15 protein-coding genes are annotated in these 14,044 nt (G+C 63.5%); 6 read left to right on the top strand and 9 right to left on the bottom strand.

From position 1 onward, the window contains the following. Window positions 1–4: 4 nt before the first annotated feature. From JJE66_RS24665 to JJE66_RS24655, 3 genes are all read right to left on the bottom strand, one after another. Entirely contained in the window at window positions 5–958 is a 954-nt protein-coding gene (locus JJE66_RS24665) for a protoglobin domain-containing protein (protein ID WP_200517066.1), read from the bottom strand. Window positions 959–1,284: 326 nt separating this feature from the next. Then, entirely contained in the window at window positions 1,285–2,064 is a 780-nt protein-coding gene (locus JJE66_RS24660) for a class II aldolase/adducin family protein (protein WP_200517065.1), read from the bottom strand. 185 nt (window positions 2,065–2,249) lie between these two features. Then, a complete protein-coding gene (locus JJE66_RS24655) occupies window positions 2,250–3,899 on the bottom strand; it encodes a glycosyltransferase family 39 protein (protein WP_200517064.1) in 1,650 nt (549 codons plus the stop codon). Window positions 3,900–4,209: 310 nt separating this feature from the next. Between JJE66_RS24655 and JJE66_RS24650 the strand changes: the two genes are divergently transcribed. Together JJE66_RS24650 and JJE66_RS24645 are read left to right on the top strand one after the other, a co-directional pair. Next, on the top strand, window positions 4,210–5,016 hold the full coding sequence (locus JJE66_RS24650; protein WP_200517063.1) for a DUF308 domain-containing protein: 807 nt from the start codon (window positions 4,210–4,212) through the stop codon (window positions 5,014–5,016). A gap of 162 nt (window positions 5,017–5,178) precedes the next feature. Then, entirely contained in the window at window positions 5,179–5,595 is a 417-nt protein-coding gene (locus tag JJE66_RS24645) for a MucR family transcriptional regulator (protein WP_200517062.1), read from the top strand. 79 nt (window positions 5,596–5,674) lie between these two features. Here JJE66_RS24645 and JJE66_RS24640 read toward each other — a convergent pair whose 3' ends face one another. The 4 genes from JJE66_RS24640 to JJE66_RS24625 form a co-directional block, all read right to left on the bottom strand. Then, the gene (locus JJE66_RS24640) at window positions 5,675–6,271 is read right to left on the bottom strand and encodes a Fic family protein (protein ID WP_200517061.1); all 597 of its coding nucleotides are present in this window, start codon (window positions 6,269–6,271) and stop codon (window positions 5,675–5,677) included. 41 nt (window positions 6,272–6,312) lie between these two features. Further along, window positions 6,313–6,528, bottom strand: coding sequence for a hypothetical protein (locus tag JJE66_RS24635; protein WP_200517060.1), 216 nt, complete (start codon window positions 6,526–6,528; stop codon window positions 6,313–6,315). Between the two features lie 332 nt (window positions 6,529–6,860). Further along, on the bottom strand, window positions 6,861–7,289 hold the full coding sequence (locus JJE66_RS24630; protein WP_200517059.1) for a SufE family protein: 429 nt from the start codon (window positions 7,287–7,289) through the stop codon (window positions 6,861–6,863). 70 nt (window positions 7,290–7,359) lie between these two features. Next, window positions 7,360–7,779, bottom strand: coding sequence for a DUF5330 domain-containing protein (locus tag JJE66_RS24625; RefSeq protein WP_200517058.1), 420 nt, complete (start codon window positions 7,777–7,779; stop codon window positions 7,360–7,362). A gap of 410 nt (window positions 7,780–8,189) precedes the next feature. Between JJE66_RS24625 and JJE66_RS24620 the strand changes: the two genes are divergently transcribed. The 3 genes from JJE66_RS24620 to JJE66_RS24610 are packed head-to-tail and all read left to right on the top strand — an operon-like array spanning window position 8,190 to window position 11,154. Continuing rightward, the gene (locus JJE66_RS24620; RefSeq protein ID WP_200517057.1) at window positions 8,190–10,046 is read left to right on the top strand and encodes a PAS domain-containing sensor histidine kinase; all 1,857 of its coding nucleotides are present in this window, start codon (window positions 8,190–8,192) and stop codon (window positions 10,044–10,046) included. Next, window positions 10,039–10,755 (top strand): peptidoglycan-binding protein, encoded by a 717-nt coding sequence (locus tag JJE66_RS24615; RefSeq protein WP_200517056.1) that lies wholly within the window; start codon window positions 10,039–10,041, stop codon window positions 10,753–10,755. The genes JJE66_RS24620 and JJE66_RS24615 overlap by 8 nt, the downstream gene beginning before the upstream one ends. A gap of 54 nt (window positions 10,756–10,809) precedes the next feature. Then, complete coding sequence (locus JJE66_RS24610) at window positions 10,810–11,154, top strand: DUF1491 family protein (RefSeq protein ID WP_200517055.1); 345 nt, start codon at window positions 10,810–10,812, stop codon at window positions 11,152–11,154. A gap of 13 nt (window positions 11,155–11,167) precedes the next feature. Here the strand turns inward: JJE66_RS24610 and JJE66_RS24605 are convergent, their stop codons facing one another. Together JJE66_RS24605 and JJE66_RS24600 are read right to left on the bottom strand one after the other, a co-directional pair. After that, window positions 11,168–12,532 carry a globin-coupled sensor protein gene (locus JJE66_RS24605; RefSeq protein ID WP_200517054.1) on the bottom strand — a complete coding sequence of 455 codons (1,365 nt, stop codon included), beginning with the start codon at window positions 12,530–12,532 and terminating at the stop codon, window positions 11,168–11,170. A gap of 80 nt (window positions 12,533–12,612) precedes the next feature. Further along, complete coding sequence (locus JJE66_RS24600; RefSeq protein WP_200517053.1) at window positions 12,613–13,587, bottom strand: DUF2336 domain-containing protein; 975 nt, start codon at window positions 13,585–13,587, stop codon at window positions 12,613–12,615. A 266-nt stretch (window positions 13,588–13,853) separates the two neighbouring features. Here JJE66_RS24600 and JJE66_RS24595 point away from each other — a divergent pair, with 266 nt between their 5' ends. After that, window positions 13,854–14,042: a hypothetical protein gene (locus JJE66_RS24595; RefSeq protein ID WP_027531082.1), complete on the top strand. Its 189-nt coding sequence runs from the start codon at window positions 13,854–13,856 to the stop codon at window positions 14,040–14,042. The last annotated feature ends 2 nt before the right edge of the window (window positions 14,043–14,044 follow it).

The raw sequence follows: 14,044 nt of genomic DNA, 5'->3' as shown, positions 1-14,044 counted from the left end.
TCCTCTATGCCGAAAGGCGTGGCCCCGTCGTCTCGTTCCCGCGAACGACCCGGTAGCCGAGCATCCGTTCCGCTTCCTCGAGCCCGCCCTGAAGATCTCCGGTCGTGCTGATCTTGCCGAGGTCGACGCCGAGCGCGACCAGCGCCTGCGCGACATCGGCGGACAGCCCGGTGACGATGACGGTGCTGCCCATCAGCCGGGCCGCGGCGATCGTCTGAATCAGGTGATTGGCGACTTTGGAATCGACGGCCGCGACACCGGTGATGTCCATCACCACCATTCTGGCCCGGTTCGCGCGAATGCTTCGCAAAAGCCCATCCGTCAGTTGCTTTGCGCGCTGGGAGTCGATCATGCCGATGATCGGGAGGATGAGCAGCCCTTCGCGGACCTGGAGAACGGGCGTGGACAGCTCGCGGATCGCGTCCTGCTGAAGGTTGATCGTGCGCTCGCGTTCGCTGATCAGCACATCCGTCATGATGCCGATGTCGAAGAACGCCACCTTCTTCAAGGACATGAAACGCTGGAACGCGTCGTTCGGGTCCTTCACGCTTTTCATGATGTCGTTGCCGAGCGCGCGCAGCAATTGGTGGAATGCGCCGAGAAACACAGGTGTCGATACGCCGTGCCGGCTATAAAGCAGGGCCAGCGCAATCCGCTGCTCGACATAACCGCGATCATATTGCGCGGCGGTCATTGCCGCGAGATGCTCGCGTTTGCGGCGCTTGGCCTCTTCCAGGACCTCGCGCTTGCCGAACAGGGCCGGCGCCTCGCCCAGGTCGTCGAGATAACGGAAGAAGGCATCCACGTAGCGGTCGGTCTGCTCCGCGACCATGTTCCGCAGCGTGACGATGCGTGAAATGTCCTCGCCCGACAGATCGACGATCCTCTTGCGCCGATCGACCTCAGCCTCGGTGAGCGGGATGGACGATGATTGCAGCCTGGATTGTTGGTCCAACATCCGTCCTCCTGCCACAAATATGCTGCCCAGCTCAGTCGAAGCTGGCCGGCTATATTTTGATGGAATTGTATCGAACGCCATACATGCCGGTCGCGGCGACCCGGCGGAATTGAAGCCCAGCTCGTTGCTGGCCGGTACGATTCGTACTATCGCACCGGTAGCAAAACCGTGTCAATGTAGCTTCGCTCGTGCACTTCGATCACAGGGATGAGCCTTAAGGCAAAGTAAAATAAGGCAAAGTAAAACGCCGCCCGGAATTGGGCGGCGTTTCATTCCAAAACGTGCAGAGGGTGTTGGCGATTACCCTACACGAAATCCCGTAAATCTCAAGACCGGTAGCCCGGAAGCTCGCGGTCGAGCTTGCGTAGCAGCGGCGGCCACACCAGGTTGGTGGCGCGCAGCTCGGCGCGGTCGCGGTTGGCGAGCAGCTCGGTGTTCTTGTCGATCGCGGTGTCGTCGACCGGATAGACCGGCGTGCCCAGCGCGCGGGTGCGCACCTGCATCGAGCAGGCGCGCTCGAGATGATACATGCGCTCGAAGGCGGAGGCGACGGAGCGGCCGACCGTCATCGTGCCGTGGTTGCGCAGCAGCATGTGGTTGTGGTCGCCGAGATCCTTCTGCAGCCGCGGCCGTTCGTCATGATCGAGCGCGATGCCCTCATAGTCGTGATAGGCGAGGTCGTGGGTGACGAGTTGCGCGGTCTGGTTCAGCGGCAGCAAGCCTTCGGCGCTGCTCGACACGGCCGTACCGTCCAGTGTGTGGAGATGCAGCACGCAGATCGCGTCCTCGCGCACCTCGTGGATCGCCGAATGGATGGTGAAGCCGGCCGGGTTGATGCTGTACTCGCTCTCGGTGAGCTGGTTTCCGTGCAGATCGACCTTGACCAGGCTCGAGGCCGTGATCTCGTCGAACATCAGCCCATAGGGGTTGATGAGGAAGTGATGGTCGGGGCCGGGCACGCGCGCGGAGATGTGGGTGTCGACCAGATCGTCCCAGCCGTACAGCGCGACGAGGCGATAGCAGGCGGCGAGATTGACCCGTTGCTGCCACTCGGCCTCCGTCATGTTCGATGGCACTTCCTTCAGGCGTGCTTCCGCTGGTGACATGGCAAATCTCTCCGAACTTCGTTGTTGCGGAGCGGGAGCGTAGTCTTGGTGGTGGCTGGCGGCAAGGCGGTCAAATCGCAGCAGCCAAGCGTAGCCCGCATGGAGCGCAGCGGAATGCGGGGAGGGCCTCGCGAAAGGTCCCGGATTTCGCTTTCGCTCCATCCGGGCTACGAGGGAGAAAGAAATTACGGCGCCGGGATCGACAGCAGGCTGGAAATGCTGCGGCCGCGGATGTCGTAGACGCGGGCGAACACCACGTCGTCGCGCTTGATCTCGACCATGATGGGCGCGGTGAGGCCCTTGCAGTAGAATTCGCCGAGCGTCATGGCGAAATCGGCCGCGTTGGAATCCCAGCCGATGGTGAAATCGGGTCCGAGCGCGACCTGGGCCGGACGCTGCGGACCGCACACCGCGACCTTCCATTTGCGATTGCGCGGCGGCACTTCCTGGCGCTCGACGAGCTGCTCGCGCAGTCCGTCGGAGGCCTGCTTCAGCGCCAGACCCCAATAGTCCAGCATGAAGCGGTCGTCGGCGGCGCGCACGGTGCCCGCGATGTGGTTGAAGTGGGTGTACTGATAGGGATGCAGCCGGATCATCTCGGCGAGCGGCAGCGCCAGGCCGAAGCAGAACACGGCAAGCACGGCCGGCTGCCAGGCGCGGTGATTGGCGCGCAGGCGCTCCATGGTCCAGGCGAAAGCCACGCCGCCGAGCACCGCCATCGGCGGAATCACGAAGACGAAATGGCGAATGCCGTTGTAGAGCGCCGGGCGCTTCACCATCGCGATCGCGAGCGGCAGGGTGGCAGCGAGCGTCAGCATCAGCAGGATGGTCTTGCGGCGGGCCGGAACTTCGCGACGCGGCAGCATGGCGAAGGTGCCGACCACGGCGGCGGCCATCAGCACCAGCATCACTTCGGGCAGCTGCAGCGCGAACAGCGTCGGCAGATAGGACCAGGGCATGTCGGGCACGGACACGATCGCGCCGTCGAACATCTCCTTCCAGGGCTTCTCGAAGAAGTGCGAGAAGTAGGTCAAGGCTTCGAAGGGATTGCCGGGCTTCATGATCGACCACGGCCAGATCAGGCCCATCACGAGATAGCCGAACGCGAGGCCGGGCAGCAGCACGTAGACGACGTGGGCGAAACGCCTGATACCCTCGCGCGCGCCCTCGCTGCGCAGCTCCTCCAGGAACAGCGGCATGAAGCCGATCATCGCGTAGACCAGCGCGAGCCCGCCGAGGATGCGGCAGCCGATCGAGAGACCGGCGCCGAGGCCGACGATCAGGATCGTGCGCGGAGAGGGTTTTGGATATTCTTCGGCGAGCCGAACCAGACCCAGTATCAGGATGATCATCGCCACCGCGAAGGGCGCATCCTTCGGGTTCATGAACATGTGGCCGTAGAAGATCGGGCAGAGCGCCAGCAGCAGGAGCGCGGCAAGCCCGGCAAGAGGTCCGCCGACGCGGCGGCCGAGCCGCCACGTCACCGCAAGCCCGATCACACCGACGATCGCGCCGACCAGGCGTCGCGTCTCGAACAGCTCGAGGGGAATGATCTTGTGCAGGAGGGCTGCGACCATGTCGAAGCCGCCGCCATACATATAGAGATTGGCGAAGGAGAGGGCCGACGTATCCCTGAAGCCGGAGCCGTACATGCGCAGCAGCAGGTCGGCATATTCGGCGTGGGTATAGTCGTCCCAGCCGAGCCCGTAGTCGCGGAAGGTCAGGCCTGCGATGATTGCGACGGCTGCCAGCACCAGCATGGCGAGATCGTCGCAAGTCCGTTCAACCGAGCGCCCGAGAGGCGTTTCGATCGCCGAAGTCGTGATGGATGTCATGCTATTGGTGACCCGGAATCCCCTCTTGGCCCTGCTGGCGCGCGGGCCTGTTCCCCGGAATCCCTATAGCGCAGTTCCATTACCGAGTAATTGGGCATTATGGCTAAATTCCTGATGCGACGCAGCAATTTCCGAAAACGCGGGAGCCCATGAGAACTAGCGAGCCGTAGCTGAAGGGAATGTGAATAAGTCCCTGATATCCTTCCCTTAGGGAACGGCGGCGGCAATTGGTCGTTGGCGAGGAACGCAGTATGACGGTATCGTGGCGTAACGGGTGTCGCGCGCGGATGCGCGGCCGGGGGTGTGTTCGATGAGCGTGGCAGTGTTGATCGCAGGGATTTTCGCCGTGGTGGCGGGCCTCTTTGCGGTCGCTTTTGGCTATTCGATCAGGGATTTCAGCCTCGGCAGCACCCTCATACTGAGCGGGACGATTGGCGTCTGCTCCGGTATGCTACTGGTCGGCCTCTACGTCGTGCTGCTCGAGCTGCAAGCCATCGCACGCCGTCTGGCCGGGACGGCCGCGGCGTCGGAAGTTCGGGTCAGGCCCGTGCTGCCGCCGGGCCTTGCGGCGCCCGGTGCGCCCGCCTTCGAGCCATCGCCCGTTCCGGCGATGCGGGTCGAGCCGCAGCCGTCGCCGGCGGCGCCACCATGGCAGGCCGAGACGCCGGCCGAGACGGAAGCTCCCCCGCCGCCCGCGGGGCGGGAAGCGCCGCGAAAGCGCAACCTGATGTTCGCCTCGAGCTCGCGCAAGGAACGCGAGCGCGCCGAGGCCACCAAGGCTGGCGAGAGCCTGCCGCCGCAAGCACACGCCGAGCCCGCGGAGCCTGAGGCCCCGGCAAGCTTCGACGATGCCTGGCCAAAGCCGGACCGTGCGCGGACGCCGGAGCCGCCCGCGGCGCGTCGCCCGCCACAGCGCCCGGCATCTAACTTTGAGCCTGCCGCACCTCAGCCCGCACCCGCCGACCAGCCGCCGGTGACGGTGCTCAAATCCGGAATCGTCGATGGCATGGGCTATTCGCTCTATTCCGACGGCTCGATCGAGGCGCAGATGCCGGAGGGCCTGATGCGGTTTGCCTCGATCGACGAGCTGCGCGCCCATCTCGACCAGCGGAGTTGAAGCTTCGCTCGGTTCAAGTAAAGCCCGCAATTGTTGTCGCGAAATCAGTAATCGGTTCATATTCGCAGTCGTCGTATTTCGACCAAACGTATTGTTGACAGAGAATACTTCAACGCCGCCAATGCACCGCGACGGAATCGGATTGAAGAGAGGTCGAGCCCAATGTCGGATGCCGGGGCTAAAAACTTCATCGAGCTGACGGCGAATATCGTGTCGGCCTATCTCAGCAACAATCCGACGCCGGCCGCCGAGATCCCGAATCTGATCACCCAGGTGCACGGCGCGTTGACGCGGGTGTCGTCGGGCCGCGTCGAGGCGCCGCTCGAGCCGGCAAAGCCTGCGGTCTCGCTGAAGAAATCGATCGCGCCGGACTATCTGGTGTGTCTGGAAGATGGCAAGCGCTTCAAGTCGCTGAAGCGCCATCTGCGCACCCAGTACAACATGACCCCCGAGCAATATCGCGAGAAATGGGGCCTGCCGGCCGACTATCCCATGGTCGCGCCGAACTACGCGGTGGCACGTTCGCAACTGGCGAAGAAAATGGGATTGGGACAGCAGCAGCGGAAAAAAGGAAAGTAGAGCCGCTCTAAAGTATGATCCCGAGTGTTCACAGGGGGCTTGCAGAACAGCTATTCGCAGTTTGATTAGGCCAGCTGCGTTAGTCCAAGTCCCGCAACTGCGCCTCTAAGAGCTTAGCTAGATAGCCTTCGAGTTCAGAGAAGTCCAAGTTACCTTCGTGCCACGCGCGGTCTGCCGCGCGAAGTCCATCCACGTAACCTCTGCGCTCTTCTCGAATTCGTTCAGGTACGATCTTTCTGCCCGGCAGTAAGCTGCCTGACCTAGCGCACAGGAGGTAATAGCAGGTCGCTCGGGCGGTCCGCCCGTTACCTTCTATGAAGGGGTGTATCCAATTGAGTCGCCAAAGCCCGTAAGCGGCGATCTGGGTAGGTGTCCAATTGAACCAATTCTCATGTATCGTCGAAATAAATTTATCCATCAATTCCGGCACTTCCTTGAAGTGCGGCGGGAGATGGTTTCCGACGTAGATCGGCTCTTCCCGGAAGCGACCGCCAAATTGTGAGATGTTTGCCACGGCGACGTGGTTGAGTGCCCATAGTGTATATTTATCGAGAGCGGTATGACCTTGCCGAAGTCCTATCTCAACGCAATTCGTGAGCAGATCATATTGGCGAATCAGGTTTCTCTCTTGAACAAGATCGTAGAGAGCCCGGTCGTCTCCTTCTGAAACTATCATAACAAAAAAAGAGCCCGCTTTACGGGCTCTTCCTCCTAGTCCTACCTAGCCTGCGTTCGCATAAGAATGCTGTTCGCTGCATTCCTTGCGGTTTCCTTCGTTATACCCGAATTCTCAGGCGCGTTGCCATAAGCAAAGCTGATGCGCTGCTCTCGGAGTTGCTCATCGGTCACGCCCACCGCACGGGCCTGCTCCAAAAGGCGGTCAAGCTCTGGCCTCGCGGGAGGGTCAATTAGTGCTGATTTGCGGATCGCCATGTGATTCTCCCGTCCACTTAGACCAAGATACCTCGGCCATTTCTTAGGAAGATATAACGTTCGAAGGTCGCGCAACAGCCGCCGACAAAAATATTTCCACACTGCGCTATCACGATTCCCCTTTAAAATACGGAGAGGCAGTGGTGTACGTACAATTCCGGGTTCGCTGTTTCTAATCTGTCACTGCTTCTCACCTAGAACTCCCGATGCCGATCTGGCGGGATCCCCCCGGCCAGGCAGTACGGGGCTGATCGAAGGCAAGCGCCTATAAGCCGGGCAGGCTTCGCCTTCGCCCAGCCTGGGTCGATTGTCCGGTTCGCCGAAAAACATCTTCACGAGGCTTCCGCGAGCGCCTCTTTCGCGTCGGTCTTGATGCGCTCGACCATCGAGCGCAGGCCGTTGGAGCGCTGCGGCGTCAGATGGTCGCGGAAGCCGAACTCGTTGAACACTGCGAGCGCATCCGTCGCAAGAATCTCCTGCGGCGTGCGGCCCGAATAGAGCGCGAGCACGATCGCGACCAGCCCGCGCACGATATGCGCGTCGCTGTCGCCGCGGTACTTCAGGATCGGCACGCCATTGCCGCGATCGACCAGCTTCTGCAGCCAGACCTGGCTGACGCAGCCTTGCACCTTGTTCTTGGCCGAATGCTCTTCCTCGGGCATCGGTTCCAGGGTGCGACCGAGCTCGATGACATACCGGTAGCGGTCGTCCCAGTCCTCGAGGAGTTCGAAATTGTCCCTGATGTCGTCGATCGCAGTCATTGATGGCCCGTGGTTCCCGCTTCCCGCCAATATAGGGACGAGGGCTGCCGAAATCGATAGGATTCGGGCCTTAATTCGCTGTCTCCGGCCCGTGCCATTCCACCGCGAGGTCGTCCTGGGTCAGTGTGTCGCGCGGCGCTTCGCTTGCCGCGGCATCGCCTTCACCGGCGACATTGATCGAGCCGGTGTGGTCGGGCGCCTTCTTGTCGGTCTTCTCGATCTGCTCTTTCTTGTCGTTGATGATCTGGTAGATCTTCTTCGCGCCGTCCTGTGCGCGCTGGCCGATGATGGTGGCGGCCTGTCCGCCGACCTCGCAGGCCGCCGGCTGACGCTTGCAGAACTGGCTCATGTCGGAGACGGCCGCGGTCGCAGCCTGCACCGCGTCGGCAGCGCCGATCTGCGGCAGCTTCTCCGATTCGGGCGTCTTGTCCCGCGGCAGGAGCACCAGCACCAGCCCGAGCCAGAATGTGATGCGGAGCAGAAAGCGCATCTTGCGACCTGTATGTTAGATCCCGCCGCGGGCGATCCCCGCGCGACGCCGGACCTAGCAACTCTCGATAAATCGCAAGTGATTGCCTTCCGCTTAATTCGCGGAAAATTGACGCAAAAATCTTCGCAGATCGTGGTCTCGTAAATTTTCGATTGATGCGGGCACCCGTGATGTTCCGGCGCCCTACGCATCCACCAATTCGAAACCATGAAAGGGAAGGTGAAACCCTGTGTTCACCATCCCGGATGATGACATTGCCAAATCGCCTAAAAATCTTCGCGATGACGCGGTGTCAGGCCGCAGGCCGGACCGCCTTAGCACTCGTTTAAGGTCGCTCTGACACGTTGGCTCAACGACAAGGAGGCGTTCCGGCACGTCTTCAAAGACGATTGAGCCGAAGCGCGAGACCCGTGACAGTTTTGAGTATCATCCGCGATTGTCTCGATGCGCTGCTGCATCCCTCCGCGCGTTATGACGCGCTGACACGTGCGCGTCATCGGGCCTTCATGGCGCCGCGGCTTGTCGGAAGCCTGGCCGTCTTTGCCGCGTTTCCGGTCTATCTCGTCCTGCGCGGCGCGCCGAGCGCGATCGAGGTCGCGGCCTTCGCCTGGCTGATCGCGCCGATCCTGTTGTCCTGGTTCCTGTCGCGCACCGGACGCTACGAAGGCGCCCATGTGCTGTCGTCGCTGGCGCTCGCCGGCCTGATCATGGCGATCGCGAGCACGACCGGCGGCATCGAATCATTCGCCGCGATCTGGCTGGTCGTGGTTCCCCTCGAGGCCGCGCTGTCGGCCTCGCGCCGCGTCGCAGCCTTTGCCTCGCTGCTGGCGCTGTCCTGCGTGGGCCTGTTGATCCTGGTCAGCCAGCTCGGCTGGCTGCCGGCTGGAGAGCTCGGCGCACCCGATCGCGGCCTGATGATGGCGTTCGGCGTCGCCTCCGCGACGTTCTATGCCGCGGGCCTCGCCTTCGGCGCCGAGTCGCTCGCGCGCACCAGCGTCGCGCTGCTGTCGCGTGAGGAGGAGCGCTATCGCTTGCTCGCGCGCAACATGAGCGACGTCATCTCGCGGCATCAGCGCAACGGCGCGGTGCAGTTCATCTCACAGGCCGCGGAAGCCATGCTTGGTGTACCGGTGGTGCAATTGCATGGTCACGGCCTGTTCGACCGCGTCCATGTCGCCGATCGTCCGGCCTATCTCACGGCGCTCTCCGATGCCGCGCGCGGCGACGTGCGCAGCGTCGAGTTCCGGCTGCGGCGGGAGCCCGTTGGTTCCGAGCGCGGTCTGGTCGACTTCGTCTGGGTCGAGATGCGCTGCCGGCCGCTCGATGGGGACCAGCGCCGCGAGGCCACCTCCGAGCTCGAAGTGGTCGCCGTGATGCGCGACGTCACCGATCGCAAGCTGTCCGAGCAAGCGCTCGATCAGGCCCGCAGCGCGGCGGAAGCCGCCGACGCTGCCAAGACGCGCTTCCTCGCCACCATGAGCCACGAGCTGCGCACGCCGCTCAACGCGATCATCGGATTCTCCGAGATGATCGCGCAGGAGCAGGCCCTGATGCTGGGGGCGGCCCAGCGCAAGGAATATGCGGAGCTGATCAACGCCTCCGGCCAGCATCTGCTGTCGGTCGTCAACGGCATCCTCGACATGTCGAAGATGGAATCGGGCAATTTCGAGATTGCGTCCGAGCCGTTCGCGCCGCGCGCCTCGCTGATGCATTGCTGCAATCTCCTGGCGCTCAAAGCGCGCGAGAACGGCATCGATTTGATCACCGACGCGCCGCAGGATCTGCCCGAGATGACCGGCGATCCGCGCGCCTTCAAGCAGATCGTGCTCAATCTCGTCGCCAACGCCGTCAAGTTCACCGAACGCGGCGGCCAGGTCACGGTGTCCGCGGCGGCATCCGCTTCGCAGCTCACGCTGCGCATCAGCGACACCGGGGTCGGCATCGCGCCCGATGATCTCAAGCGCATCGGTGCGCCGTTCTTCCAATGCGGCAAGACCTATCAACGTCGCCACGAAGGCACCGGCCTCGGATTGTCGATCGTGAAGAGCCTCGTGGCATTGCATCTCGGCGATTTGACGGTACAAAGCAAGCTCGGCGAGGGCACCGCCGTCACCGTCAAGCTGCCGCTCGTCTACACGCCGCCGCAAGCCAAGACTTCCGACAAGCCTTCCGATAAGAAGCCGGCCGAGAGCAAGATCGCGACGCTCAATCCGGTGCTGCGGCATGAAGTTCAGGACCAACCTGCTCTGGTGAAGAAAAGTGCCTAGAAAGTCTGCAAAGGACGGAGCTGCTCCGCGCCGCCGTGGCGCCAAAGCCGCGGTCGTGGATGTCGAGACCGAGCGCAATCTCGTGATGCGCGTGCTCTTGCATAGTCCGAAGGACACGCTGGCCGGGCTTGTCGCTGCCGCCGCGGTCAGCGCCATCGTTGCCAATGCGCTGTTCCTGCAGACTGGCCGGCATCCGGCGCCGATGTTCGGCACCGTGATCAATCTTCCCGCCCCGTCGTCCTTGTCGTTGTCAAATCCCTTGCCGCGCCCGCGACCCGTCGGCGCCGATACCTCGCCGCTCGAGCCGAGAGCAACCGAGTTTCGCGTCGAGCCGAAGCCTGTTGAAAGGTCCGCCGAGAAGGCGCCGGAGAGGCCCGCCGAGACGACCGCATCGACGCCTCGCTCGGGCGATCCCATGACCAATCTGGTCATCAAGTCCACCGCACCGACGCCGCCCGGCGTCGCTATCGCACGTCCGCCGGCACCGATCCCGGTGCAGCAAAGCCCGGCGGCGCGCCGCCTCGCCGGCGTGCAGCGCGCGCTGTCCGAATACGGCTACGGGAATTTGAAGATCACGGGCACGATGAGCGGCGAGACCCAGTCGGCGATCCAGACGTTCGAGCGCCAGCACAAGTTGCCCGTCACCGGCCAGGTTTCGGACCGCCTGCTGCGCGAGCTGGCTGCCGCGATCGGCCACCCGGTCGAGTAATCGTCAGGCTTGTGAGGCTGGTGCCGAACCCGGCGCTGGCCTATCGTGCTTTCCATGCGTTTGAAATCCAACATATGGGTGGCGGCCTATCTGCGCCGCTGCCAGACTGAAGGCGTGTTCGGTGCCGTGCGACGGCGCGGCGCCGAGGAGGCGGGCGCGGTGTTCGTGAAGGTGTCGCTGCTCGATGGCAACGCGATGCTGTACGTGCCGGCGCCGCAGACCTCTTATGACGACGGCCGTCCCGTCGATCGCTTCTTCGTGCCGCTGGCTCCGCAGCCGATGCCGGAGTCCGCGGTCGAGGAGCGCCTGACAAAAGAGGTTCGTTTCGACCCCGACGCCTGGGTCGTCGAGACCGAAGACCGGGCAGGGCGGCATTTTCTCGACCTGGCGCGGGTCTAGATCATTGCACCGCTCACGCCGTTGCGGCGATCGAGGACAAGAACCCGTCAATGTCGCTCTCCAGCTTGGCCGTGTCGTCGGAGAGGCTTTTGGCCGACGCGAGCAGGTGGCCGGACACGGCTCCGGTTTCGACGGAGCTCTTGCTGACCTCCGCAATGGTATCCGCAACCTGGGACGTTCGGGTCGCTGCGCTCTGGATGTTTTGTGAGATGTCCTGGGTCGCCTTGCCCTGTTCGTCGATCGAGGATGCGATCGCCGTAGTGATCGCCGAAATCTGATCGATCGTCGCGCCGATCGTCTTGATCGAGCTGACCGCTTCCTGCGTGGCGGCCTGCATCCCGGCGATCTGGCTCCCGATCTCGTCGGTGGCCTTCGCCGTTTGCGAGGCGAGCGCCTTCACTTCCTGCGCCACCACCGCGAAGCCGCGTCCGGCATCGCCGGCACGGGCCGCTTCTATGGTCGCGTTGAGGGCGAGAAGATTGGTCTGTTCGGCGACCGAGGTGATCAGCTTGACGACGTCGCCGATCCGGTTGGCCGCCTGCGACAGCGAGTTGATCCGCGCGTTGGTCCGGTTGGCCTGTTCGACGGCGTCGCTGGCGACCCGGCTGGAGTCCGCGACCTGCCGGGAGATTTCCCGCACCGAGCTCGCAAGCTGTTCGGTCGCAGCCGCCACGGTCTGGACGTTGCTCGACGCGTTGCTTGAGGCGTCCGCGACGACGCCGGCCAGCCGCATGGAATTGTCCGTGTTGCTGCTCAGTCGCTCGGCCGTGCCCGTGAGATCCCGCGACGCGGCGGTCAGCGTCGTGATCAAGGCATTGAAGCGATCCTTCGCACTGGCGATGGCGTCCTTCCTGATCTGCCGGTTCGATCCGAAATACCCCGCGGTCGTGATCTCCATGTCGAGAGCGGCCGCCGTGGCAACGGTGAGACGCAACGCCGCCCGCCTGTCGAGGGCAAGCTCGATGCTGCGCCGGGAGCGGGGAATCGTGACGCTGTCGGCGACGGCCTTGCTCAATTGTGTCGACACAAACATCATCCGCGTCCCCATGTACCAGGGCGGCGCGAGCCCCACCTTTTGATGGTGGAGACAGATATCAAGGGCCGACTTGCTCAGCTCGTCGGCGAAATTCGCGCGCCCGATCAGGTCCCAATGCGCGAGGTGAAGGCGGATGGAGTCCTGAATGAACTGCGGATCGCGCAGGCTCGCAATCGTCGGTTCGTGCTTGGCGACATAGCGGTAGAAGCTTTCGACGATGGAGGGAACGGTTTTGGCAAACAGCGGACGCAGTTCGCCAAGTCTCGCCTTCGCAGCGTCGTCGAACTCGGTGATCTCGAGCCGAATCGCGGTCCAGTCGTTAGCCACTTCAAGCTCCGCCATTGGTCATGGAATCCGCGCCAGTAGACTGCGCTATGGTTAACAGACTGCAAATTGCGGCATGATCTTGCCGCGGGGCTGGACTAACGGTCCGACCCGCCGTTGCCCGTGCGCACCGCCGGGCTCGAGCCGGGCTGCACGCTCGGTCGCGTCTGGCTTGCGCCCGCGCGTGCGCGCTGGCGTTCGCTGTCGTGCAGCGACGGCTGGTACTTGGCGCGCGTGACGGCGAGCGTCGAGCCGCGCCAGGCGGCGAGCATCACCAGCGCGGAGCGGTCGCTGAGGCGATCGTAGAGCCGCGACAGCCGGTAGACCGCATCCACCGAGTTGCCGATCTCGGGCTTGAAGAACAGCAGGATGCGCTGGAAGTTCGGGCTCGGCATGTCGAGCGCGCGGGCGGCGATCGCGAGCGCTTCGCCGCCGGCATCGTCGACGATCTCTGCTGCGACCCGCGAGGGCAGGATCAGGCTGTCGCCGAGTTCGACGGTGAAATTCTCGACATCGCCCGCGATCGCCGCCATTTCCAGGATCTGGATCGCGCGCTTGGCGCGCACGGTCGGAATGCGCGGCGCGGCTTTGAGCGGGGTCTGCGCCAGATTGTGCAGGATCAGTGCCCGCTGGGACGCATCGGCGCCGAAGAACATGTCGTGGATCTCGGCCGCTTCGTTCGGCTGCATCGCCATGTTGGCGGCCATGCGCGCTTCCGCGTCGGTCGGCGTGCGGGCAGGCGAGGGTGCTGGCGCAGGGGTCGGGATTGCGCGCGCGAGCGGCACCCTGCGGCCTTCTTGCGCTGCGACCAGCCCGAGCTTCTGTAGCACCGGGACGGGCGTCTGCGGATAGATCGCGAGCCGCGCCTTGACGGCGGCGCGCGTCGCATCGTCGACCTGGTCGATCAATCGCGTGGCGAGCTCGATGAATTGCCGCTGCTCGTCCTCGCTGTGGGTGCTGGCCTGGACATACAGATCGGTCAACACGCGCAGCAGCGTCGGACGAACATCGACGCCCTCGCGACGGGAGAGTGTCATCAGCCCGTCGAATCCGGGAAACAGCGACTTGGTCATGGAGGCGTACGCAACTCGGAAGAAACTGTTGCCTCAGCCTATCAGGGGTTCGTTTAAAGCCTCGTTAAGGAAAATGAGGTGTGAAGCAAACCCGCTCATTTCAGCCGTTCCCGTGTCGTCGCGGGACGGCGCCGGCCGGCCCGTGCGGTTACGGTCGAAAGGCCATGTTTACACCCCGTTAACCATAAACTGATCCTAATGACCCCCATGTTGCAGGGGCGCATTTCGTCGCGCGCCAATTGAGAGAGCTGACACAGAGAGCTGACATGGGGACGATCATCGAATTTCCGGCCGGTCGCCGGGTGGGCTCGTCGGGGGACGTCACGCCGCGCGCGGACATGGGGACGATTTTGATCCTTCCCGTCATCCGCATCGAGCGCGAAGCCGACGAAACCAGCGGCGATCGTGGACCGGAAGCGGGCACTGCGCCGGGGCGTCGTCGTCGTCGCCGTTGAGC

The organism is Bradyrhizobium diazoefficiens, assembly GCF_016612535.1.
GTDB lineage: Bacteria > Pseudomonadota > Alphaproteobacteria > Rhizobiales > Xanthobacteraceae > Bradyrhizobium > Bradyrhizobium diazoefficiens_C.
The sequence above is the reverse complement of the archived record's forward strand: the minus strand, read 5'-3'. Positions and strand labels throughout refer to the sequence as shown.

Bases quoted from the DNA above. Each gene is read 5' to 3' on its own strand.
- JJE66_RS24665 (WP_200517066.1), bottom strand. From the start codon at position 958: ATGTTGGACCAACAATCCAGGCTGCAATCATCGTCCATCCCGCTCACC.
- JJE66_RS24660 (WP_200517065.1), bottom strand. From the start codon at position 2,064: ATGTCACCAGCGGAAGCACGCCTGAAGGAAGTGCCATCGAACATGACG.
- JJE66_RS24655 (WP_200517064.1), bottom strand. From the start codon at position 3,899: ATGACATCCATCACGACTTCGGCGATCGAAACGCCTCTCGGGCGCTCG.
- JJE66_RS24650 (WP_200517063.1), top strand. From the start codon at position 4,210: ATGAGCGTGGCAGTGTTGATCGCAGGGATTTTCGCCGTGGTGGCGGGC.
- JJE66_RS24645 (WP_200517062.1), top strand. From the start codon at position 5,179: ATGTCGGATGCCGGGGCTAAAAACTTCATCGAGCTGACGGCGAATATC.
- JJE66_RS24640 (WP_200517061.1), bottom strand. From the start codon at position 6,271: ATGATAGTTTCAGAAGGAGACGACCGGGCTCTCTACGATCTTGTTCAA.
- JJE66_RS24635 (WP_200517060.1), bottom strand. From the start codon at position 6,528: ATGGCGATCCGCAAATCAGCACTAATTGACCCTCCCGCGAGGCCAGAG.
- JJE66_RS24630 (WP_200517059.1), bottom strand. From the start codon at position 7,289: ATGACTGCGATCGACGACATCAGGGACAATTTCGAACTCCTCGAGGAC.
- JJE66_RS24625 (WP_200517058.1), bottom strand. From the start codon at position 7,779: ATGCGCTTTCTGCTCCGCATCACATTCTGGCTCGGGCTGGTGCTGGTG.
- JJE66_RS24610 (WP_200517055.1), top strand. From the start codon at position 10,810: ATGCGTTTGAAATCCAACATATGGGTGGCGGCCTATCTGCGCCGCTGC.
- JJE66_RS24605 (WP_200517054.1), bottom strand. From the start codon at position 12,532: ATGGCGGAGCTTGAAGTGGCTAACGACTGGACCGCGATTCGGCTCGAG.
- JJE66_RS24600 (WP_200517053.1), bottom strand. From the start codon at position 13,587: ATGACCAAGTCGCTGTTTCCCGGATTCGACGGGCTGATGACACTCTCC.
- JJE66_RS24595 (WP_027531082.1), top strand. From the start codon at position 13,854: ATGGGGACGATCATCGAATTTCCGGCCGGTCGCCGGGTGGGCTCGTCG.